16 protein-coding genes are annotated in these 20,814 nt (G+C 71.2%); 13 read left to right on the forward strand and 3 right to left on the reverse strand.

The window, feature by feature from the left end; genetic code table 11:
* Position 1 precedes the first annotated feature (1 nt).
* Genes ACQEWB_RS01595 through ACQEWB_RS01630 form a run of 8 tightly spaced genes read left to right on the forward strand, consistent with a single transcriptional unit; the run spans position 2 to position 9,271 of the window.
* On the forward strand, positions 2-763 hold the full coding sequence (locus ACQEWB_RS01595) for an ABC transporter ATP-binding protein (protein ID WP_432826197.1): 762 nt from the start codon (positions 2-4) through the stop codon (positions 761-763).
* Complete coding sequence (locus tag ACQEWB_RS01600) at positions 760-1,620, forward strand: ABC transporter permease (protein ID WP_432826199.1); 861 nt, start codon at positions 760-762, stop codon at positions 1,618-1,620. The genes ACQEWB_RS01595 and ACQEWB_RS01600 overlap by 4 nt, the downstream gene beginning before the upstream one ends.
* Positions 1,617-2,657, forward strand: a complete 1,041-nt coding sequence (locus ACQEWB_RS01605; RefSeq protein ID WP_432826201.1) for an ABC transporter substrate-binding protein — start codon at positions 1,617-1,619, stop codon at positions 2,655-2,657. The genes ACQEWB_RS01600 and ACQEWB_RS01605 overlap by 4 nt, the downstream gene beginning before the upstream one ends.
* The gene (tcuA, locus tag ACQEWB_RS01610) at positions 2,654-4,042 is read left to right on the forward strand and encodes an FAD-dependent tricarballylate dehydrogenase TcuA (protein ID WP_432826203.1); all 1,389 of its coding nucleotides are present in this window, start codon (positions 2,654-2,656) and stop codon (positions 4,040-4,042) included. The genes ACQEWB_RS01605 and tcuA overlap by 4 nt, the downstream gene beginning before the upstream one ends.
* The gene (gene tcuB, locus ACQEWB_RS01615) at positions 4,029-5,036 is read left to right on the forward strand and encodes a tricarballylate utilization 4Fe-4S protein TcuB (RefSeq protein ID WP_432826205.1); all 1,008 of its coding nucleotides are present in this window, start codon (positions 4,029-4,031) and stop codon (positions 5,034-5,036) included. The genes tcuA and tcuB overlap by 14 nt, the downstream gene beginning before the upstream one ends.
* Before the next feature lies 1 nt (position 5,037).
* Positions 5,038-6,645: a thiamine pyrophosphate-binding protein gene (locus ACQEWB_RS01620; RefSeq protein WP_432826207.1), complete on the forward strand. Its 1,608-nt coding sequence runs from the start codon at positions 5,038-5,040 to the stop codon at positions 6,643-6,645.
* A 20-nt stretch (positions 6,646-6,665) separates the two neighbouring features.
* The gene (locus ACQEWB_RS01625) at positions 6,666-7,994 is read left to right on the forward strand and encodes an MmgE/PrpD family protein (RefSeq protein WP_432826209.1); all 1,329 of its coding nucleotides are present in this window, start codon (positions 6,666-6,668) and stop codon (positions 7,992-7,994) included.
* A gap of 41 nt (positions 7,995-8,035) precedes the next feature.
* On the forward strand, positions 8,036-9,271 hold the full coding sequence (locus tag ACQEWB_RS01630; RefSeq protein ID WP_432826211.1) for a DUF4032 domain-containing protein: 1,236 nt from the start codon (positions 8,036-8,038) through the stop codon (positions 9,269-9,271).
* On the opposite strand, the gene ACQEWB_RS01635 is transcribed toward ACQEWB_RS01630, so the two are convergent.
* On the reverse strand, positions 9,258-10,145 hold the full coding sequence (locus tag ACQEWB_RS01635) for a universal stress protein (RefSeq protein ID WP_432826213.1): 888 nt from the start codon (positions 10,143-10,145) through the stop codon (positions 9,258-9,260). The genes ACQEWB_RS01630 and ACQEWB_RS01635 overlap by 14 nt on opposite strands.
* 61 nt (positions 10,146-10,206) lie before the next feature.
* On the opposite strand from ACQEWB_RS01635, the gene ACQEWB_RS01640 reads away from it, so the two are divergent.
* The 5 genes from ACQEWB_RS01640 (at position 10,207) to ACQEWB_RS01660 (ending at position 17,220) form a co-directional block, all read left to right on the forward strand.
* Complete coding sequence (locus tag ACQEWB_RS01640; RefSeq protein ID WP_432826215.1) at positions 10,207-10,563, forward strand: VOC family protein; 357 nt, start codon at positions 10,207-10,209, stop codon at positions 10,561-10,563.
* Positions 10,564-10,695: 132 nt separating this feature from the next.
* The gene (locus tag ACQEWB_RS01645) at positions 10,696-12,372 is read left to right on the forward strand and encodes an FAD-dependent oxidoreductase (protein ID WP_432826217.1); all 1,677 of its coding nucleotides are present in this window, start codon (positions 10,696-10,698) and stop codon (positions 12,370-12,372) included.
* Complete coding sequence (locus ACQEWB_RS01650; RefSeq protein WP_432826219.1) at positions 12,369-13,826, forward strand: ATP-binding protein; 1,458 nt, start codon at positions 12,369-12,371, stop codon at positions 13,824-13,826. The genes ACQEWB_RS01645 and ACQEWB_RS01650 overlap by 4 nt, the downstream gene beginning before the upstream one ends.
* On the forward strand, positions 13,823-14,176 hold the full coding sequence (locus tag ACQEWB_RS01655; RefSeq protein WP_432826221.1) for a UBP-type zinc finger domain-containing protein: 354 nt from the start codon (positions 13,823-13,825) through the stop codon (positions 14,174-14,176). Before ACQEWB_RS01650 ends, ACQEWB_RS01655 begins: the two co-directional genes overlap by 4 nt.
* An 89-nt stretch (positions 14,177-14,265) precedes the next feature.
* Positions 14,266-17,220, forward strand: a complete 2,955-nt coding sequence (locus tag ACQEWB_RS01660; protein ID WP_432826223.1) for an ATP-binding protein — start codon at positions 14,266-14,268, stop codon at positions 17,218-17,220.
* Here the strand turns inward: ACQEWB_RS01660 and ACQEWB_RS01665 are convergent.
* Positions 17,217-18,446 (reverse strand): SGNH/GDSL hydrolase family protein, encoded by a 1,230-nt coding sequence (locus tag ACQEWB_RS01665; protein WP_432826225.1) that lies wholly within the window; start codon positions 18,444-18,446, stop codon positions 17,217-17,219. The two genes, ACQEWB_RS01660 and ACQEWB_RS01665, sit on opposite strands and share 4 nt — an antisense overlap.
* The gene (locus ACQEWB_RS01670; RefSeq protein WP_432826227.1) at positions 18,443-20,809 is read right to left on the reverse strand and encodes a glycosyl hydrolase family 95 catalytic domain-containing protein; all 2,367 of its coding nucleotides are present in this window, start codon (positions 20,807-20,809) and stop codon (positions 18,443-18,445) included. Before ACQEWB_RS01670 ends, ACQEWB_RS01665 begins: the two co-directional genes overlap by 4 nt.
* Positions 20,810-20,814: the final 5 nt, after the last annotated feature.

Below are 20,814 nucleotides of genomic sequence, written 5' to 3' on the forward strand. Positions count from 1 at the left end.
GATGGGCAGCGTGCTGGAAGTCACCCGGCTGACCAAGCAGTTCGTCAAGGACGACCTGGGGATCCTGGCGCTGCGCGATCTGAGCCTCGGGATCGAGGAGGGCTGCTTCGTCACCGTGCTCGGTCGCAGCGGCTGCGGCAAGTCGACCCTGCTGAACATGATGTCCGGGCTGATGTCGCCCACTTCGGGTGCCGTGACGTACCGGGACGCGCCGGTGTCCGGTCCGCGGACCGAGGTCGGCTATCTGACCCAGTCCGACACCCTGATGCCCTGGCGCGACGTGGTCCGCAATGTCGAGATGCCCATGGAGATCAAGGGAGTCGATGCCAAGGAGCGGCGCAGGCGGGCCACGGATCTCGTCGAGCGGGTCGGGCTGACCGGCTTCGAGCGGCACTACCCGCGCGAGCTGTCCGGCGGTATGCGGCGCCGCGCGAGCCTGGCCCGGATGCTGGCCGGCGATCCGGAGGTCCTGCTTCTCGACGAGCCGTTCGGCGCGCTGGACGCGCAGCTCCGCTTCGTCCTCCAGGCCGAGCTGCTGCGGCTGTGGCAGGACAGCGGGCAGACCGTGGTGTTCGTGACCCACGACATCGAGGAGGCGCTGCTGCTCGGTGACCGGATCGTGGTGCTCGGCCGGATCGGAAAGGTGCTCCTGGACAAGGAGATCGATCTGCCCAGGCCGCGCGACGCCGACGAACTGCGGGTGGATCCGCACTTCGTCAGCCTGCACAAGGAGATGACCGCGGCGCTCCGGGAGGCGCGATGAAGACGGTCGACGAGCAGAAACCCGTGAACGCCGAGCGGACGACCGGGGAGTCGGTCACCGTCGCGTTGAACCGCACCTGGTGGGAGAAGCACGGCCGTACGGTGATCATCTGGGGCGGTCGGCTGGTCTTCGCCGTGGTGCTGCTGGTCGCCTGGCAGGTGTGCGCGGGCCGGGTGTTCGACCTGACCTTCACCAGCCGGCCGCTCGACGTGGCGCGCCGGCTGGGCGACTGGCAGCGGGACGGCCTGCTCTGGTCCAACACCTGGGTCACGCTCAAGGAGGTCGTCCTCGGGTTCGCGCTGGGCGCCGTGTCCGGCGCGGTCACCGGGTTCGTCCTCGCCTCGCTGCCGACCTTCTACCGCATGGTCGACCCGTTCATCGTGGCGCTGTACTCGCTGCCGAAGGTGGCGCTGGCACCACTGTTCATCGTCTGGTTCGGCATCGGCCTGCAGATGAAGGTGCTGCTCGCCGCCGTCACCGTGTTCTTCCTGGTGTTCCTCAACACCGCCGTGGGCGTGCGGGAGGTCGACCGGGGACTGATCGACGCGGTACGGCTGATGGGCGGCCGACGCCGTGACGTCGTACTGAAAGTCGTCCTGCCCGGCTCGATGACCGGGCTGCTCACCGGACTCAAGGTCGCCGTCCCGTACTCGCTGATCGGCGCGGTCATCGGTGAACTGGTCGCGTCCAACCGGGGATTGGGCTACCTGATCAGCGACGCAGCCGCCAACTTCGACACGGCCGGCGTCTTCGCCACACTCGTGGTCCTCTCCGTGATCGCGACCGTCCTGAACCTGATCGTCAGCCTCATCGACCGCAGGGCCAACCGCTGGAAGCCACTGGAGGGCCGGAAATGACCAGAGTGGAGATGAACCGTCGGCAACTCGTCAAGGGCCTGCTGGCGACCGGAGCGGTCGCCCTGGCCGGCACGGGCTGCGGCGGGTCCGCCGGTGCGACGGCGGTCGGCAAGCTGTCGGTGGGGCAGGTCAGTCAGTCGATCGCCTTCTTCCCGCTGTTCGTGGCGACGAAGAAGGGCTACTTCAAGGACGAAGGCGTCACCTTCGACGAGCCGCCCATCCTCGGCAACGGCTCCAAGGTGGCGGCCGCCCTGAAGTCGGGCAGCATCCAGGTGGGCGGCGGGGTGATGACCGACGTCTTCAAACTGTCGGAGATCGAGGACGACATCCGCCTGGTCGCCGACCTGGTGGACAAGTACTACATCGACATCATCACCGGGAAGAAGTTCAAGGGGGCCGCGGTCAGCGCCTCGCTCGAGGAGCGGACCAAGTCCCTCAAGGGCAAGAAGATCGGCATCACCGGACCGGGCAGCGGCACCGAGGCCCTCGTCATCTACCTCTTCGCCAAGGTCGGTCTGGACGCGAAGAAGGACGCCGAACTGGTCAACCTGGGCAGCGAGCCCACCGCCGCGCTCGGGGCGCTGAAGAACGGCCAGGTCGACGCCCTCTCCTTCGCCCAGCCACTGGCCCAGCAGGCGGAGGGGGCCGGCACGGGCACCCTGTACATCTCCCCCTGCCGGGGCGACATTCCCGGCCTGGTGGACGTCTCCCACGGGGTCTTTTTCACCACCCGGAGCGTGCAGAAGAAGAAGGCCAAGGAACTCGCCGCCTTCCAGCGGGCGCTCGTGCGGGCCAAGACGGACATCCGCGGCAACGACACGGCGGAGGTCAAGAAGCTGCTCTCCGAGTACCGCAGCGGAATGCCGGACGCCACCCTGGAAGCACTCCTCCCCCTGCTGAGGAGCGAGATCCCGGCGACCAACGCCTTCAAACGCTCCTCCTTCGACGCCGCCGTCACCTTCCACAAGTCGGCCGGCCTGATCACCAAGACCCCCGACTACGACACCCTCGTCCCCTCGAACCTGCGCGAGACGTGAGCACCGACGTCCTGGTCGTCGGCGGTGGCAACGCGGCAGTCGTGAGCGCGCTGACCGCCGCCGACACCGGCGCCCGGGTGCGGCTGCTGGAACGCGCGCCCACCCACTTCCGCGGCGGCAACAGCCGGCACACCCGCAACATCCGGTGCGTGCACGACACCGGCGACGGGTTCACGACCGGCCCCTACCCCTTCGCCGAACTCTGGCGCGACCTCTGCGGAGTCGGCGAAGGTCCGAGCGACGAGCGGCTCGCCGAGCTGACCGTGCGCGAGTCGGTGTCCGCGCCGGCCTGGATGGCCGCCCACGGCGCCCACTGGCAGCCCGCGCTGTCCGGCACCCTGAACCTGGCCCGCACCAACAGGTTCTTCCTCGGCGGCGGCAAGGCGCTGCTCAACTCCTACTACCGGACCGCCGAACGGTCCGGGGTGACCATCGAATACGACAGCCGGGTCACCCGCCTCGAATGGGCCGGTGAGACCTGCACCGCGGTACACACCGACGACGGTCGCCGCATCCCGGCCGCGTCCGTGGTCTGCGCGAGCGGCGGCTTCGAGGCCAACCTCGGCTGGCTGGGCCGCTATTGGGGCGCGGCGGCCCAGGGCTTCCACGTGCGCGGGCCCTCGTACAACGACGGCGGTGTCTTGCGGGAGTTACTGGACGCGGGCGCCCAACAGGCGGGCGAGGAACGGGGTTTCCACGCCGTCGCGGTGGACGCCCGCGGCCCGAAGTACGACGGCGGGATCGCCACCCGCATCGACTCCATCCCGTTCGGCATCGTGGTCAACCGGGACGGCCGCCGCTTCTACGACGAGGGTGAGGACATCTGGCCCAAGCGGTACGCCAGTTGGGGACGGAACATCGCCGGGCAGCCGGGCCAGATCGCCTACGCCCTGTGGGACGCGAAGGCGCAGGGTACCTTCCTGCCGCCCATGTACGGGCCTTACACCGCGGGTTCGGTCGAGGAGCTCGCCGAGCGGCTCGGCCTGGACAAGCGGGCCGTCGCCGAGACCGTCGGCGCCTTCAACACGGCGGTCGACCGGGGCGGCGCTCCGTCCCGGGACTTCACCATGGCCCGGCCGGACGGCAGGGCCACCGCCGGGCTCGACCCGCCGAAGAGCAACTGGGCCAGGCGCCTCGACACGCCGCCCTACTTCGCCGTACCGATGCGCCCCGGGATCACCTTCACCTACCTCGGCGTCGCGGTCACCGACCGGGCCCGGGTCCGCCGGGCGGACGGCGGGGTCTTCCGGAACGTCTTCGCCGCCGGGGAGATCATGTCCGGGAACATCCTCTCCACCGGTTACCTCGCCGGGTTCGGAATGACCATCGGCACCGTGTGGGGCCGTATCGCGGGACGGGAGGCGGCCCGCCATGCCCTCGGATGACCTCTTCGACGAGGCCGGGCGTCAGCTCACCGTCTGCAACTCGTGCCGCTACTGCGCCGGTTACTGCCCGGTCTGGCCCGCGCTGGAGCTGCGGACCACACTGGAACTCCAGGACATCACCCACCTCGCCAACCTCTGCCACGACTGCGGTGACTGCCTCAGCGCGTGCATGTACGCCCCGCCGCACGAGTTCGCGGTGGCTCCCCCGAGCGTCTTCGCCGAGGTCAGAGCGGACACGTACCGCCGCTACGTCTGGCCGCACCGCGCACCGGGGCGGCTCGGCACGGGCCTCGCCTTCGCCGCCGTCTGCCTCGCACTCGCCCTGCTGTCACGCCTGTTCACCGACCGGTGGTTCGTCGTGGCGGACCGGCCCGGTGACCCGTACGAGATCCTTCCGCACGTCCCGCTGCTGATCGCGGTGGGGGCGCCGAGCCTGTGGGCGACCGGTGTGTTCGGCTGGGCCGCGCTGCGGTACTGGCGCGATGTCCACGGCCGTCTCGCCGACCTGTTGCGCCTCCGGGTCTGGCGGACGACGTTTCTACAGTCCGTGCAGCTGCGGCACATGGAAGGAGGCGGCGCGGGATGCGAGGTACCCGGCCGGCGCGGATTCCATCTGGTACTGCTGTACGGCTTCGGGCTCTGCGCCCTCTCGACCGCGGCGGCGGCGGTTCTTCAGAACGTGCTCGGCGCGCAACCGCCGTACCCCTGGCTGTCCGTGCCGGTGATCAGCGGCAGTGTCGGCGGGATCGCCATGCTCGTCGGGGGGACCGGGTTGTGGGTGCGCGCCGGCGGCAGTGGGTTCCTGTGGGCGCTGCTCGTGCTCGCCGCGACCGGGATGCTCACCCTGCTGCTGCGGGAGACCGTCGTCTTCGGGCCGCTGCTCCTGCTCCATGTGGGCGCGGTCGCCACGGCGTTCGGGGTCTCCCCGTACACGAAGTTCGTCCACTGGATCTTCCGGATGCTGTCCATCCACCACGACAACCTGGAGCGTTGACATGGGCAATACCGCCGCGGTGGTGGCCGAGCACGTCCGTGCCTCGGGGGCCCGGTTCGTGTTCGCCTACCCGGGCGACCCGATCATCGAGCTGATGGAGGCGATGCGCGCCCTCGACGTCGAGATCGTGCTCGGCAGCCGTGAGGGCACCGCGGTGTTCATGGCCGAGGCGTACGCGATGGTGACCGGGCGGCCCGGTGTCTGTCTGTCGACGCTGGGGCCCGGCTCGACCTCCATCGTCAACGGGGTGGCCGCCGCGACCTGGGACCGCGTGCCGCTGCTCGCGATCTCCGGGCAGATCGACGCCGGCCGCGAGGACCTGGTCACTCACCAAGTCGTCGACCACAAGCTGCTGTTCTCGCCGGTCACCAAGTGGGCCGGACGCATTCACCCCCGGTCCGCCGACGCGGTGCTGCGCAAGGCGCTGCGCCTGTCCGTCGCCGAACGGCCGGGCGCCGTCCATCTCACCGGCTCCGCCGAGACGTTCGCCGCGCCCGCTGCGGACGTTGTCGTCAAGTCGCCCCCGCTGGACGGGGCCGCGGGAGGTGTACGGGTGCAACGGGCCGTCGGCGGACCGGACCCGGCGTCACTGCTGCGTTCGGCCCGGCGCCCGGTGCTGCTGGCGGGGGCGGCCGCGACCCGGTGCGGGGCGTCCGAAGCCCTGATCGGGCTGGCGGAGAGGGTCGGGGCCCCGGTGGTGGTGTCCCCGATGGCCAAAGGGGTGTTCCCGGAGGACCATCCACTCTTCGCCGGTGTCCTCGACATGGCGTGCAACCAGGTGCTGTGGGACTTCCTCGCGGGCAGCGACCTCGTCGTCGCCGCCGGTTTCGATCCGGTCGAGCTGATCAGGCCGTGGTCCGTGGCGGTACCGGTGCTGCACGTCGACACCACGCCCAACGTCGACCAGGTCTACCCCAGCGACTGCGAGGTGGTGGGAGACGTCTCCGCGAGCCTGGACTGGCTCGCGGAGGGGTGGTGGGGCGAACCCCGTTGGCAGGAACGGGAGATCGCGGCCCACCGGGACCGGCTGCGCACGGCCTACTACGCGGGCCGGGTCGCCGGTCGTCTCAACCCCACCGACGTCATCGACGTCGTACGCGCCGCCACTCCCCCGGAAACCGTCGCCACCTGCGATGTCGGCTCGCACAAGCTCCTCGTCGGGCAGGGCTGGCAGGCCAGTCGGCCGCGGAGCGTCCTCATGAGCAACGGCCTGTCCTCGATGGGCTTCGGGCTGCCCGGGGCCATCGGCGCGCAGCTCGCCCTCGGTGACGTTCCCGTCGTCGCCCTCATCGGGGACGGCGGCTTCGCGATGGCCGCGACCGAACTCCGGCTCGCCGCGGCACGTCGACTGCGGCTCGCGGTCGTGGTGTTCGTCGACGGCAGCCTCAACCGCATCGAGCTCAAGCAGCGCGCGCTCGGCTATCCCGGCACGGCGACCCGGCTGGACGACATCGACCTGCTCGCGCTCGCGGGGTCGATGGGGTGCGACGGAGTGCGGGTGACGTCGGTGGTGGAGTTGGAGAAGGCGACGGCCGGGTTGGCGGACCTGACCAGGCCCCTGCTCATAGAAGCGCGCATCGACCCGGCCCAGTACGAGGCGCAGTTCTAGCAGCTCTTGGAGGAGCCGACATGACGGTCGTCGCGGAACTGGCCGAGTTCGCGGTAGCTCAGCGAGCGACGCCGCTCGCTGAGAACGTGCGGCACGCGGCGGTGCGCGCGACCGTGGACTGGGTCTCGGCCACGGTCCCGGGCGCCGACACGCGTGCCGCCCGCGCTCTGACCGAGGCGCTCGTCCCCGGCCCCGGACCGGCGCGGCTGATCCCTTCCGGCCGGGCCACCGACGTACGCACGGCCGCGCTGCTCAACGGCACCGCCGCGCACGCCGCCGAACTCGACGACATCTACCGGGACGCCTTCTATCACCCCGGCGCCCCGACCATCGCCGCCGCCTTCGCGGTCGCCGACCAACTCGACTCCTCCGGTGAGGACTTCCTGCGTGCCGTGACCATCGGGTACGAGGTCGGCGCGCGGATCGCGCTCGCCGTGGGACCGGAGCACTACCGCAACTGGCACACCACCGGAACGGTCGGCACCTTCGGCGCGGCGGCCGCGGCCGCCGAGTTGCTCCGGCTGGACGCCGACCGGTTCGCGGGCGCGCTCGCGCTGGCCGCGACCATGACCGCCGGCCTCCAGCAGACCTTCCGCTCGCCGTCCACGGGCAAACCGTTGCACGCGGGGCACGCGGCCGAGGCCGGGGTGATGGCCGCACTCGCCGCCGGGAAGGGGCTCGCCGGTGCCCTGGACGTGCTGGAGGGGCCGGCCGGCTTCGGCGTCGCGACCGCCGGGATCACCGGGCTCTCGGTCTCCGGACTGGGTGATCCGTTCTGCGTCACGGCCACGACAGTGAAGTACCACGCCTGCTGCGGCCACACCTTCGCCGCGATCGACGCGGCGATCGAACTGCGCGCCGACGGCATACGGGTGGAGGAGATCGCCGGCATCGAGATCGACACGTACGAGACCGCGACCCGCGTCGCCGGCCGCGCCGATCCCGTCGAGCCCGAGGAGGCCAGGTTCAGCCTGGCCTACACGGTGGCCGCCGCTCTGGTACTGGGCCGCGTACGGCTGCGCGCCTTTGCGCCCGAGGCGCTGCGCGATCCCCTGATCCGGACCCTCATGGCGCGCACCACGACCCGGGTCGACCCGGAGCTGGACAAGCTGGCCCCCGGCCGCCGGGCCGCCCGGGTCCGGATCACCGACCGGCACGGCACCTCGCGCGAACGACTGCGGCTGACCCGCAAGGGAGACCCCGACGATCCTCTGAGTGACGACGAGTTGAAGGAGAAGTTCGACGAGCTCGTACCCGCGTTCCTCGGCCGCCCTCGCGCCGAGTCGATCGCCGACGCGCTGTGGAAACTGCCCGTACTCGCGCGGATGAGCGATCTGGAGAGCCTCTAAGGTGAGGTGACGATCACCCGCGAGGCAAGGACACGCGAGCCATGGCACTGCAGATCAGCGCTACGAACCCGGAGCATCCCGCGCTCCTGCTGGCCCTGCCCTGGCACCTGCCGCTGGTGGACTGGCCCGACGAGTACCTGGTCCCGCTGCCGCGCGGCATCTCCCGGCACGTGGTGCGCTACGCCCGCGCCGGCGACGAGGTGATAGCCGTCAAGGAGCTGGCCGAGCGGCCCGCCCTGCGCGAGTACGAGCTGCTGCGCGACCTGGACCGGCTCGGCATCCCCGCCGTGGACCCCCTCGCCGTGGTCACCGGCCGCAACGACGGCGAGGGCGCCCCGCTGGAGCCGGTGCTCATCACCCGGCATCTGCGCGGATCGCAGCCGTACCGCTCGATGTTCGAGACGACGATGCGGCCGGCCACCATGCACCGCCTCATGGACGCCCTGGCCGTGCTGCTGGTGCGGCTGCACCTGGCCGGGTTCGCGTGGGGCGACTGCTCGCTCTCCAACACCCTGTTCCGGCGTGACGCGGGCGCCTACGCCGCGTACCTCGTGGACGCCGAGACCGGTGATCTGCACCCCCAACTGAGCACCGGGCAGCGGGAGTACGACCTCGATCTCGCGCGCGTGAACATCAGCGGCGAGCTGCTCGACCTGGAGGCGTCGGGGGCGCTGCACCCCTCCGTGGACCCGATCGAGTTCGGCATGGAGATCTGCGCCCGCTACGGCGACCTCTGGGACGAGCTGACCCGCACCTCGGTCTATCCGGCGGGCAAGTACCACTTCATCGAGCGCCGGATCCGGCGCCTGAACGAGCTCGGTTTCGACGTGGCCGAGATGCAGATCCAGCACTCCTCCAACGGCGACACGGTCACCTTCGTGCCCAAGGTCGTCGACGCCGGTCACCACCAGCGCCAGCTGCTCCGGCTGACCGGCCTGGACACGGAGGAGAACCAGGCCCGGCGGCTCCTGAACGACCTGGAGAGCTGGATGGCCACCCAGGACGACTACGCCCCGGGCGACCCCCTCGCCGCCCGCCCCGAGGTGCTCGCCCACCGCTGGGTGCGGGACGTCTTCCGGCCCACGGTCCGGGCCGTGCCGCTGGAGCAGCGCGGGTCGATGGACGCGGCCGAGATCTACCACGAGCTCCTCGAACACCGCTGGTACCTGTCCGAACGCGCCCAGCACGACATCGGCCTGGACACGGCGGTCGCGGACTACATCGAGAACGTGCTGCCCAAGGCGCGGGAGACCCTGGAGCCGATCACTCCGGAGTGACCCGGTCGTGCGGGACGACGGCCACCGGGCAGGGCGCGTGGTGCAGCACCCCGTGCGCCACCGAGCCGATCCGCGCGCCCACGGCCGTACGGCGCGCGCGGCGGCCCACGACCACCAACTGGGCCCGGCCGGCGACCGACAGCAGCACCTGCCCCGCGCTGCCCATCTCCAGGTGCTCGACCACGGGCACGTCCGGGAAGCGCTCCCGCCACGGCTGGAGCGCCGCCGACAGAGCCTTCCTCTCGTACGGCTCCAGGCCGCCCGCCTCGTCGAGGAGCTTCATCGAGCCGGGGCTGTACGCGAACACCGGCGGCAGCGTCCAGACGCGCACCGCACGGACCCCGGCCCCGCGGGCGACCGCCGTCTCGAAGGCGAACCGCAGCGCTTCGGCACTGTCCTCCGGGTCTCCCTCCTGGCCCACGATGATCTCGCGGCCGGCGGCCTCGGCCGGCGGCTGGTCGTCGGCGCGGACCAGCACCACCGGCCGCGTGGTCTCGGCGATCACCTGCTGGCCGACGGAACCGAGCAGGAACCCGACGACCGGTCCGTGCCCACGCGCGCCGAGCACCAGCATCTCGGCCTCCGCCGCGGCGCCGACCAGCGTCTCGGGTGCCTCGCCCTCCAGGACGTCCGTGGTCACCTCCAGACCGGAGTGCCGGCCCTGGACGGTACGGGCGGCCTCGGCGACCGCGTCCCGCACCCACTCGGCCTGCGTGTCCGGGTCCGCCGCGTCGATCGCCTCGTACGGCTGGAACCGCCAGGCCTGCACCACCCGCAGCGGGAGCCCGCGGCGGACCGCCTCCCGGGCCGCCCAGTCCAGTGCCGCGATGCTCTCGTCGGTTCCGTCGACGCCTGCGGTGATCGGGCGGGTCATGGGGCTGCCTCCGAGTCTCGTGGTCAGGTCACTCGGGCCCAGTCTTCACTAGGCTCGGCCCATGGCCTTGGAATGGGAGCAAGTGATCGTCGACTCGGCCGACCCCGTCGCGCTGGGACGCTGGTGGGCCGAGGCGCTCGGCTGGGTCGTGGTGAACGACTCGGCCGACGAGTTCGAGATCCGGCCCGAGAAGGACCGCCTGCCAGGACTGCTCTTCGGCCAGGTGCCGGAGAGCAAGACCATCAAGAACCGCCTGCATCTGGACTTCCGCCCGGACGACCGGGACGCGGAGGTCGAGCGGCTGCTGGCGCTGGGCGCACGCCATGCGGACGTCGGACAGACGGGCGACGAGTCCTGGGTGACCTTGGCGGATCCGGAGGGGAACGAGTTCTGCGTGCTCTCCTCGCGGCGCCCCTGAGCGTTCGCCGCAAGCGTTATACCGGAGCGAAGCGGGACGATCGAACATACGATGGGCGGGAGCCGGCGCGGTGACCGTCTTTGCGACAGGGCTCACCACGCCGTCGGTCCGACCACTCGGGGTGGGAGACGTATGGCACAGGCGTCCGACGCAGCGCGGACCGTCATCATGACCGTGGACGACGATCCCGGAGTGTCCCGGGCGGTCGCCCGCGATCTGCGACGGCGCTACGGCGAGTCGTACCGGATCGTGCGCGCGGAGTCCGGCGAGTCCGCGCTGGACGCGCTGCGGGAGCTGAAGCTGCGCGGTGACCTCGTGGCCGTGATCCTGGCCGACTACCGCATGCCGCAGATGAACGGCATCGAGTTCCTGGAGCAGGCCCTGGACGTGTATCCGGGGGCACGGCGGGTCCTGCTGACGGCATACGCGGACACCAGCGCGGCGATCGACGCGATCAACGTCGTGGACCTGGACCACTACCTGCTCAAGCCGTGGGATCCGCCGGAGGAGAAGCTCTATCCGGTCCTGGACGACCTGCTGGAGGCGTGGCGGTGCAGTGACTTCCGGCCGGTGCCCAGCACCAAGGTGGTCGGGCACCGCTGGTCGGCGCGGTCCTCGGACGTGCGGGAGTTCCTGGCACGCAACCAGGTGCCGTACCGCTGGTACTCGGCGGAGGAGCCCGAGGGGCAGCGGCTCCTTGCGGCGGCCGGGGCGGACGGGCAGCGGCTGCCGCTGGTGATCACGCCGGACGGGGATCCGCTGGTCGAGCCGGAGGCCCCCGAGCTGGCCGCGCGGGTCGGGCTGGCGACGACACCGGCGGCGGACTTCTACGACCTGGTCGTCATCGGCGGCGGACCCGCCGGGCTGGGGGCCGCGGTGTACGGGGCCTCGGAGGGGCTGCGGACCGTTCTCGTGGAGCGGTCGGCGACGGGTGGCCAGGCCGGGCAGAGCTCGCGGATCGAGAACTATCTCGGCTTCCCGGACGGCGTGTCGGGCGCCCAGCTCACGGAGCGGGCCCGGCGTCAGGCGGGCAAGTTCGGCGCGGAGGTCCTCACCGCGCGCGAGGTGACCGGGCTCGAGGTGAACGGGGCCGCGCGCACGGTGCGTTTCTCGGACGGGTCCGCGGTCGCCGCGCACAGTGTGATCCTCGCGACCGGCGTGTCCTACCGGCAGTTGGAGGCGCCCGGCTGCAACGACCTCACCGGCTGCGGGGTGTTCTACGGTTCGGCGCTCACCGAGGCGTCCTCCTGCCAGGGGCAGGACGTGTACATCGTGGGCGGCGCCAACTCGGCCGGACAGGCGGCGATGTACCTGTCCCGGGGCGCCAAGTCGGTGACGCTGCTGGTGCGCGGTGCCGACCTGTCGGCGTCGATGTCGTACTACCTGATCCAGCAGATCAACGAGGCGCCGAACATCTCGGTACGCGCGCGTACCGTCGTCGAGTCCGCGCACGGCTCCGACCACCTGGAGCAGCTGACCCTGCGGGACATGGACAGTGGGCAGACCGAACTGGTCGACGCGCAGTGGATGTTCGTGTTCATCGGCGCCGCCCCACTGACCCACTGGCTGGACGGGACGGTGCTGCGCGACGAGCACGGGTTCATCCTGGCCGGGCCCGACCTCACCGCGGACGGGCGGCCGCCGGCGGACTGGGAGCTGGACCGGCCGCCGTACCACCTGGAGACCAATATTCCCGGCGTGTTCGTGGCGGGCGACGCACGTGCCGAGTCCGCCAAGCGCGTCGCGTCCGCCGTCGGAGAGGGAGCCATGGCCGTGATGCTCGTACACCGGTATCTGGAGCAGTCGTGAGCGGGCAGTTGATGCCCTGCAGCCCGCAGGAGATCGGGTCGCTGTTCCTGTTCGAGAAGCTCACCCCGGAACAGCTGGGGCGGCTGTGCAGCGAGGGGCGGGTGGAGAAGTTCGAGCCCGGGCCCGTGTACACCGAGGGCGAGCCGGCCACCTGTTTCTACGTCATGATCGAGGGCGGGCTCGTGCTGTCGCGGCGGGTCGGCGGTGACGACGTGGAGGTCACCCGGACCGCGCAGCCCGGGGTGTACTGCGGCGCCATGCAGTCCTACCTCGGCGACCGGGTCCGGCAGGTCTACAACAACTCCATGCGGGTGACGGACACTTCGCGCTTCTTCGTGATGCCCGCGGACACGTTCGCGAACGTCATGCAGGACTGGTTCCCGATGGCGGTGCATCTGCTGGAGGGGCTGTTCTTCGGGTCGAAGAGCACACAGCGGGCGATCGGGCAGCGGGAACGGCTGCTGGCGCTGGGCTCGTTGTCGGCGGGGCTGACGCATGAGCTCAACAACCCCGCGGCGGCTGCCGTCCGGGCCACGGCGACCCTGCGGGAGCGGGTCGGCAAGATGCGGCACAAGCTGGCCGTCATCTCCTCCGGCCCGTATCCGCGCGAGGCGCTCGCCAACCTCATCGAGGTGCAGGAGCGCACCGCCGAACGCGTTGCCAAGGCACCGACGTTGAGCCCGCTGGAGGCCGCGGACCGCGAGGACGCCGTCACCGACTGGCTCGACGACCACGGCATCCCGGACGGCTGGCGGCTCGCACCCACCTTCGTGCAGGCCGGCCTCGACATCGACTGGCTGGACCAGGTCGCGGCCGCGGTGGACCCGGAGATCCTGCCGGGGGCCATCGGCTGGCTCAACTACACGGTTGAGACCGAGCTGTTGATGGACGAGATCGAGGACTCGACCACGCGCATCTCGCACCTGGTCGACGCGGCCAAGCAGTACTCCCAGCTCGACCGCGCGCCCTACCAGAACGCCGACGTCCACGAACTCCTCGACAGCACACTGCTGATGCTGTCGGGCAAGATCGGCTCGCGGATCCAGGTCGTGAAGGACTACGACCGTACGCTGCCGAAGGTTCCGGCCTACCCGGCCGAGCTCAACCAGGTGTGGACGAACCTCATCGACAACGCGGTGCATGCCATCAACAGCGCCGGTGGCGAAGGCACGTTGACGGTGCGGACGGCGCTGGAGCGGGATCAGCTGCTGGTCGAGTTCCGCGACACGGGACCCGGGGTGCCGGCGGACATCCGGGGCCGGATCTTCGATCCCTTCTTCACCACCAAGCCGGTGGGTGAGGGGACCGGGCTGGGGCTGGACATCTCCTGGCGGATCGTCGTGAACAAGCATCACGGCACCTTGCAGGTGGAGTCCGAGCCCGGCGACACCCGGTTCCAGGTTCTGCTTCCGCTCACCGCCGCGGCCGACGAGACCTCCGAGGAGTCCGTATGAGCAGTGCGAATGGAATCGACCCGAGTGTTCCGCCGAGTGGCACGGGGTGCGTGGAGTGCGACGAGGTGGGCGGGTGGTGGTTCCATCTGCGGCGGTGTGCGGAGTGTGGGCACGTTGGTTGTTGTGACGATTCGCCTGCCAAGCATGCGACGGCTCATTACAAGGCCACCGGGCATCCTGTGATCCGGAGTTTCGAGCCGGGTGAGGGGTGGTTCTGGGACTTCTCCAGTTCGCAGTTGTACGAGGAGGGGCCGGAGCTTGCGGCGCCTGCGAGTCATCCGGTGGATCAGCCGGCGCCCGGTCCTGCGGGGCGGGTGCCGGAGGATTGGGCTCGGGTTTTGCGGTCTTGAGTGCCTAAGGGGTGGGGGGTGCTGTTTGCGCCCCCTGAAGTCTCCGTTCTCGAAAAAGTGCTGTCAGTGGTGCGTGACAGGATGGGTGCGTGTCTGAAACCGGTTTCATCACTCCGCTCATCGGTCGTCGTGAGGACCTCGGACGCCTCGCTGACGTGCTGAAGCGTGCCCGGGGCGGTGAGGCGGGGGCCGTCCTGGTGGCCGGGGACGCCGGGGTGGGGAAGACGCGGCTGTTGGACGAGGTCGCGGGGCGGGCCACTGCCGACGGGATGACCGTGTTGACCGGGCACTGCGTCGATCTCGGGGATGTGGGACTGCCGTATCTGCCCTTCACCGAGATTCTCGGGATGCTTGCCGGGGACGAGCGGTTCGCCTCGGTGGTGGATGCGTATCCCGTGGTGGGGCGGTTGCTCGGGTCGGGGGTGGACTCCGCGGCGGACTCGGGTGGACGGCTGCGGCTCTTCGAGGGGGTCGCCGGGCTGCTCGCCGAGGTCGCCGACATCGCGCCGCTGCTGGTGGTGCTCGAGGATCTGCACTGGGCCGATCAGTCGTCCCGGGATCTGCTGCGGTTCCTGCTCAGTCGGGGCATTCTGCAGCGGGCGGCCGGGGGTGTTCCCACTCATCGGCTCGCCCTCCTCGCCTCCTATCGTGCGGATGACCTGCATCGACGTCATCCGCTGCGGCCGTTGCTGGCCGAACTGGTGCGGCTGCCCGCCGTGGAGCGGCTCGAGCTTCGGCCTCTGGCCGATCCCGAGGTCGCCGAGCTGGTGCGGGCGCTTCAGGAGCGGCCGTTGCCGGATGTCACCGTGCGGCGGATCGTCGAGCGTGCCGAGGGCAACGCGTTCTACGCGGAGGAACTGGTCGCCGCCACCGATACGGGGGCGGGTGGGGTGCCCAGTGGTCTGGCGGATGTGCTGCTCATCCGGATCGAGGCGCTCTCGGACACCGCCCAGCAGGTGCTGAGGACGGCTGCCGTGGCCGGGCGGCGGGTGGAGCACGATCTGTTGCGGGACGCGGTCGGGATTCCGGAGGACGAGCTGGAGTCGGCGCTGCGGGAGGCGATCGGGCGGCAGCTCCTCGTCGCCGGGGGCGGGGACACCTACGCGTTCCGGCACGCGCTGGCCCGGGAGGCGGTGTACGCGGATCTGCTGCCGGGTGAGCGGGCCCGGCTGCACGGCGCGTTCGCCCGGCTGCTCGAAGGACGTGGGCATCCGGCCGAGAGCGCCGCCGAGCGCGCCCATCACTATCGCGAGAGCCATGATCTGCCCGAGGCGCTGGCCGCTTCCATGGAGGCCGCGCGGCACGCCCAGCACGTAGGTGCGCCCGCCGAGGAGCTACGGCACCTCGAAACGGCCCTCGATCTGTGGGCGTCGGTGGACCCGGCGGCCCGGCCCTCCGGCGAGGGCGTCGACCGGGTCACGCTCACGCTGCGCGCGTCGGCGGCGGCCGCGCACGCCGGTCAGCTGCATCGGGCGGTATCCCTGACCCGGTCCGCGCTGGCCGGCATCGGTCAGGACGCGGACTCCGAACTCGCCGCCCGGGTGCGGTACACGCTGGCCGGCAATCTGATGAGCGTCGACAGCCTGACGGCCGCGTTCGCCTACAGCAGCGAGGCCCTCTCCATGATCCCGGCCGAACCGCCGACCCGGACCTGGGTGTGGGCCGCGGCCACGCATGTCCTGGCGGCCCGGCACATGGGTGAGGGCGAGACCGCGCTGCGGGTCGCCCGCCAGGCCCTCGGCGTCGCCGAGCGGCTGGGGGTGCCGGACGCGCAGGCCGATCTGCTGATCTCGCTGGCCATCCTGGAAGGCGGCGGCCGTCGCACCGTCGAGGGACGCGAGCGGCTCAAGGAGGCGCGGGAGCTGGCGCGGCGGGCGGGGAGCACGCCGGTGGAGATGCGCGCCCTGTTCAACCTGGCCGTCGGCTGCTTCGAGTCCGGGGATCTGGAAGCGTGTCTGCCCTGGGTGACCGAGGGTCTTGAGCGAGCCCGCAAGGCCGGGCTGCTGTCCTCCGTGTACCCGCTGGAGATGCGGTATCTGCATCTGCTGGTGCTGTACACGCTGGGTCGCTGGGACGAGTGCGTGCGGGCCGCGGCGACCGACGCCGCGGTGCTGCCCTCGTCCGGCGGGTACGCGGTGGGGCCCGCCCTGTTCGTGGCGCTGGCCCGCGGTGACCTGGGGGCCGCCGAGCGTGCGCGGGCGCTGCTGGAGGGCCACTTCGACTGGATGGCAGCGATGGTCGCGGGCATCGCGCTGACCGAGGCCGCCGTGTTGCAGGGCGATCCGGAGGCGACCGTGGAGCGGACCCGGGTCAGCATCGACGCGCTGACCGACGACTCGGGCGCGCTGCCCCATGTCACGGTCCGGCTCGTGGCGCTCGCGCTGTCGGCCGTGGCCGACGCGTCCATGGAGCTGCGGCAGGCCGGTGACGAGTCCCACCGCTGGAAGGACACCGCCGACGAGCTGGTCGAGCTCGCCCGCCGGACGGCTCTGCACGGCGAGGGCGATGTGCCGCAGGGACCCGAGGGACAGGCCTGGCTCGCGCGCGCCGAGGCCGAGTGGGTGCGGGCCGTGTCCGGGCCGGACACGGCGGCCTGGGAGAAGGCGATGACCGCGTTCGCGTTCGGCGATGTGTACGAGCGGGTCCGCTGCCAAGTGCGGTACGTCGAGGCCCTGCTGGCGGCCGAGCGGCGCGAGGAGGCGGCCGCGCAGGCCCGCGAGGCGAGATCGGTGGCCGAGCGGCTCGGTGCCGCTCCCCTGCTGGAGCGGCTCGACGGGCTGATCCGACGCGGGCGCCTCGCCGACGCCCCGCCGGACGGGACACGGACCTCGCCGCTCACCGCCCGCGAGCAGGACGTGCTGCGGCTCCTCTCCCGCGGGCGCAGCAACCGGCAGATCGGCGAGGAGCTGTTCATCACCGGCAAGACGGCGAGCGTGCACGTCTCCAACATCCTGGCCAAGCTGGGCGCGGCCAGCCGTACGGAGGCGGTGGCGATCGCCTACCGGGAGGGGCTGATCGCGCCCGAGCGGACGGCGTCGTCCTAGGGGTTGTCGCAGTCGAGGCTCTTGAGGTCCACCGCGTCGGCCATCGCCTGCATCCCCTTGTCGTTGGGGTGCAGATGGTCGCCGCCGTCGAAGAACGGCAGGATCCGTTCGGGGTCGTAGGGGTTGCGCAGGATGTGGTCGAAGTCGGTGACGGCGTCGAAGTCGCCGCTGCCGCGCAGGTACGTGTTGACCTCCTGGCGTACGGCCTCGGCGCCCGGATCCCATTCGGACCAGCCCTTGAAGGGGGCGACGGTCGCGCCGACGACGCACTTGCCGGCCGCGTGCGCCCGCTCGGCGATCTCGCGGTAGCCGGCGATCAGGTCCTGGGCGGTGACGCCGGTGTGGGCCTTGATGTCGTTGACGCCCTCGAAGAGGAAGACGGTGCGGACGCCCGGCTGGGACAGGACGTCACGGTCGAGGCGGTTCAGCGCGCTCTGCCCGGCGCCGTCCGCGAGGACCTTGTTGCCGGAGATCCCTTCGTCGGCGACGCCCTTGATGTCGGTGGCCGCCTTCGCCAGGCGGCGGGCGAGGTAGTCGGGCCAGCGGCGGTTCAGGTCGGTGGTGGACTGCCAGCCGTCGGTGATGGAGTCGCCGAGGGCGACGACGGCTGCGGTGCCCGCGGGCGGTCGTACGGAGACGGCGTCGAGGTAGGCCCACGACCCCGTCGTCTCCGACCAGTTGGCTGCGCTCTCCTCGGCGGTGTGGTCACCACTGGTCACGTAGGACGTCTGCATGGCCATCCAGTGGCCGGTCGCCGGGCCCGCCGCGTCGGGTGAGTGGATGCTGACGACGAGGTCGGTCGCGGCGGGAACCCGGCCGGGCAGCGGGTCGCTGAGGGCGACCGCGCCCGCGGGGACGGTGATGGAGCGGGCGCCCTCGAAGGTCAGGCGGTGGTTGCTGCCCCGGACCAGGTCGGCGCCCGTCTGCTGGACACCGGCGTAGACGCTGTCGAAGGTCACCGGCCGGTCCCCGAAGGCGTTGGAGAGGCGGACCCGCAGTCCGCTGCCGCCGACGCTGGTGTGCACGACCAGCCGGTAGCCGCGGTCGGCAACGCCGTCGCCCATCCGGTCGGCGCTGGAACCCCAGGTGACGACGTCACGACGATCGGCGGGCGCGCCCACGATCTGGAACCGGTCGGCCGAGGCATGGACCGGCACGGCCTGCACGGCACCGGCCAGCAGGAGCAGGACGGCCAGCCGGCAGGCCCTGACGAAACGGGCGCTCACCGGGCGAGGTCCTTCAGCGTGACCGACCCGCCGGGCCGGAGGGTCACGGTGCGCGACGAGCCGCCGTACGCCACCGTCGTCGTACGGCCGCCGACGCTGCGGATGCGTGCCTCGGTCGGCCTGCCGTCCCGCCAGTGGAGGTCGACGAGGAAGCCGCCGCGGGCCGGGGCACCGACGAGTGAACCGGAGGCGGACCAGGCGCCGGGCAGGGCGGGGAGGAGTTCCAGGTGGCCCGGGCGGGAGTACAGGAGCATCTCGGTGACGGCCGCCGGGGTGCCGAAGTTGGCGTCGATCTGGAAGATTCCGCGGCCCTGGGAGACCTCGTAGATGTCGAAGAGGTTGGAGGCGGTGCCGTTGCTGCCGTCGGTGGACGGGCGGAGGTTGTTGACGACGAGCTGGTAGGCCTTGTCGGCGTTCTTGAGGCGGGCCCAGCACAGGCTGCGCCAGGCGTTGGCCCAGCCGAAGCTCTCCATTCCGCGCGCGGTGAGCAGGGCGGTGGCGCCGGCCACGAGGTCGGTCGGGGTGGAGCCGTCGGGGCGGATGCGGTCGCCGGGGAACAGGCCCACGAGCGGGGACAGGTGGCGGTGGGTGGTCTCGCCGAGGTTGTCGGGTGACATCCACTCCTCCAGCCAGCCGGACTTCGGGCTCACCTGCGGCAGGTACAGGCGCTTGCGCAGGCCGCCGATCGTGTCCGCGTAACCGGCATCCTGCCGCAACTCGGCCGCCGCGACGCAGTAGTTGCCGAAGAGCGCCCACACCAGTTCCTGGGCGTACGTGATGCCCTTGGCTTCCAGCGGGCCGTGCTCCGGCGACCAGTCGCTGTCGGCGATCAGGACCTCCTGGGAGGTGCCCGGCAGGGTCGTGGTCAGCAGCCGCGCCGCCCAGAACTCGCAGGCGCCCTTGAGAAGGGGGTAGATCTTCCGCAGGTGGGTGCGCGAGCGCGTGAACTCGTAGTGTTCCCAGAGGGTGTTGCACAGCCAGGCGTTGCCCGCGGGGTGCCACCACCAGCCGCCCCCGCCGTACGGGTTGGTGGAGATGGCGACGGTCCAACCGGCGTTCTTGCCGGTGGAGTTGCGGTAGCGGTTGCGCGGGTCGTTGAAGAGGCGGCGGGTCAGGTCGGTCCAGGAGGGGACCTGGGCGACGCAGTAGTCGGTGAAGGCGTCGAAGCAGGAGGACAGGCCCGCCCGGTCGGCCATCCAGTAGTTCATCTGGATGTTGATGTCGGTGTGGTAGTCGCCCATCCAGTCGGGGTCGTTGCCGTCGAGCCACAGCCCCTGGAGGCCCAGCGGCAGGCTGCCGCGCGAGCCGGAGATCATCAGGTAGCGGCCGAACTGCACGTAGGCGGCTTCGAGTTCGGGGTCGGGCACGCCCTCGCGGGCCCGTGCCCGGATCCGCTCCCAGGTGTCGAGGGAGCGCTGGTCGGCGCTCGATGTGCCGAGTGAGAGGTCGAACACGCCGAACACCTCGCGGTAGTCGGCGACATGGGTGCGCAGCAGGGTGTCCGCCGAGTGGGCGGCCGCGTCGCGGACCTTGGTGCGGGCGAGTTTCCGCGGGTCGAGGGACGGGTCGCGGTAGCCCTTGGCCGCGTCCGGCGCGTAGTCGGTGCCGCCGCTCACCACCACGGTGAGGTCTTTGCAGCCGGCGAAGTCGATGTGCGTGCCGCTGACGGTGACGCGCCCGCCGGTGCCGTACGCGGTGACGGCGGCGCCGTACTTCAGGCCGTTGGGGAACGCGGCGCCGAAGGAGACCCCGGCGCCCTCGCCGTGAGTGCCCTCCAGTGTGACGGTGCCGGTGTAGCGGCCTCCCCCGCTCTGTGTGAAGTGCAGGACGATCACGTCGTCGGGGCGACTGGCGAAGATCTTCCGCCGGTAGGTCACGCCCGAGCGGTCGTACGAGGTCGTCAGCACGCCCTGGGCGAGGTCGAGGGTACGGCGGTAGCCGGAGACGGCGCCCAGGTCGTGGTCGGGGAGGTCGACGGTGAGCCGGCCGAGCAGGGTGAACGAGCCGAAGTCGGCTCGGCCGTAGGGGAATTGGCCGTCGGAGTCGAGCGTGTCGTTCAGCCCGCCGGTCCACATCGTGGCGTCGGTGACGAGCAGGACCTCGCGCCCGGAGTCGTTGCCGGCGAGGGCGCCGAGTCGGCCGTTGCCAACGGGCAGGCCCTGCTCGATCATCGAGTTGTCGTCGGCGGGGGCCTGCCACCACAGCTCCAGCGGTGAACTCGCCTGCATCGCAGGCAGGTTCGCGGGCCGCCGAGGTGCGGCCGAGGCGGTGAAGGCGGGCAGACCGGCCAGGGCCGCTCCGGTCGCCGTGGCGAGGGCGAGCAGGTCGCGTCTGGGCAGCATGGAGGAAGGGTCGGTGGTCATGGCGG

The organism is Streptomyces sp. CA-249302, from assembly GCF_050936785.1.
Taxonomy (GTDB): Bacteria; Actinomycetota; Actinomycetes; order Streptomycetales; family Streptomycetaceae; genus Streptomyces.

Excerpts from the sequence above, each read along its gene's own strand:
- ACQEWB_RS01595 (WP_432826197.1), top strand. The coding sequence starts at position 2 with ATGGGCAGCGTGCTGGAAGTCACCCGGCTGACCAAGCAGTTCGTCAAG.
- ACQEWB_RS01600 (WP_432826199.1), top strand. The coding sequence starts at position 760 with ATGAAGACGGTCGACGAGCAGAAACCCGTGAACGCCGAGCGGACGACC.
- ACQEWB_RS01605 (WP_432826201.1), top strand. The coding sequence starts at position 1,617 with ATGACCAGAGTGGAGATGAACCGTCGGCAACTCGTCAAGGGCCTGCTG.
- tcuB (WP_432826205.1), top strand. The coding sequence starts at position 4,029 with ATGCCCTCGGATGACCTCTTCGACGAGGCCGGGCGTCAGCTCACCGTC.
- ACQEWB_RS01620 (WP_432826207.1), top strand. The coding sequence starts at position 5,038 with ATGGGCAATACCGCCGCGGTGGTGGCCGAGCACGTCCGTGCCTCGGGG.
- ACQEWB_RS01625 (WP_432826209.1), top strand. The coding sequence starts at position 6,666 with ATGACGGTCGTCGCGGAACTGGCCGAGTTCGCGGTAGCTCAGCGAGCG.
- ACQEWB_RS01630 (WP_432826211.1), top strand. The coding sequence starts at position 8,036 with ATGGCACTGCAGATCAGCGCTACGAACCCGGAGCATCCCGCGCTCCTG.
- ACQEWB_RS01635 (WP_432826213.1), bottom strand. The coding sequence starts at position 10,145 with ATGACCCGCCCGATCACCGCAGGCGTCGACGGAACCGACGAGAGCATC.
- ACQEWB_RS01640 (WP_432826215.1), top strand. The coding sequence starts at position 10,207 with ATGGCCTTGGAATGGGAGCAAGTGATCGTCGACTCGGCCGACCCCGTC.
- ACQEWB_RS01645 (WP_432826217.1), top strand. The coding sequence starts at position 10,696 with ATGGCACAGGCGTCCGACGCAGCGCGGACCGTCATCATGACCGTGGAC.
- ACQEWB_RS01655 (WP_432826221.1), top strand. The coding sequence starts at position 13,823 with ATGAGCAGTGCGAATGGAATCGACCCGAGTGTTCCGCCGAGTGGCACG.
- ACQEWB_RS01670 (WP_432826227.1), bottom strand. The coding sequence starts at position 20,809 with ATGACCACCGACCCTTCCTCCATGCTGCCCAGACGCGACCTGCTCGCC.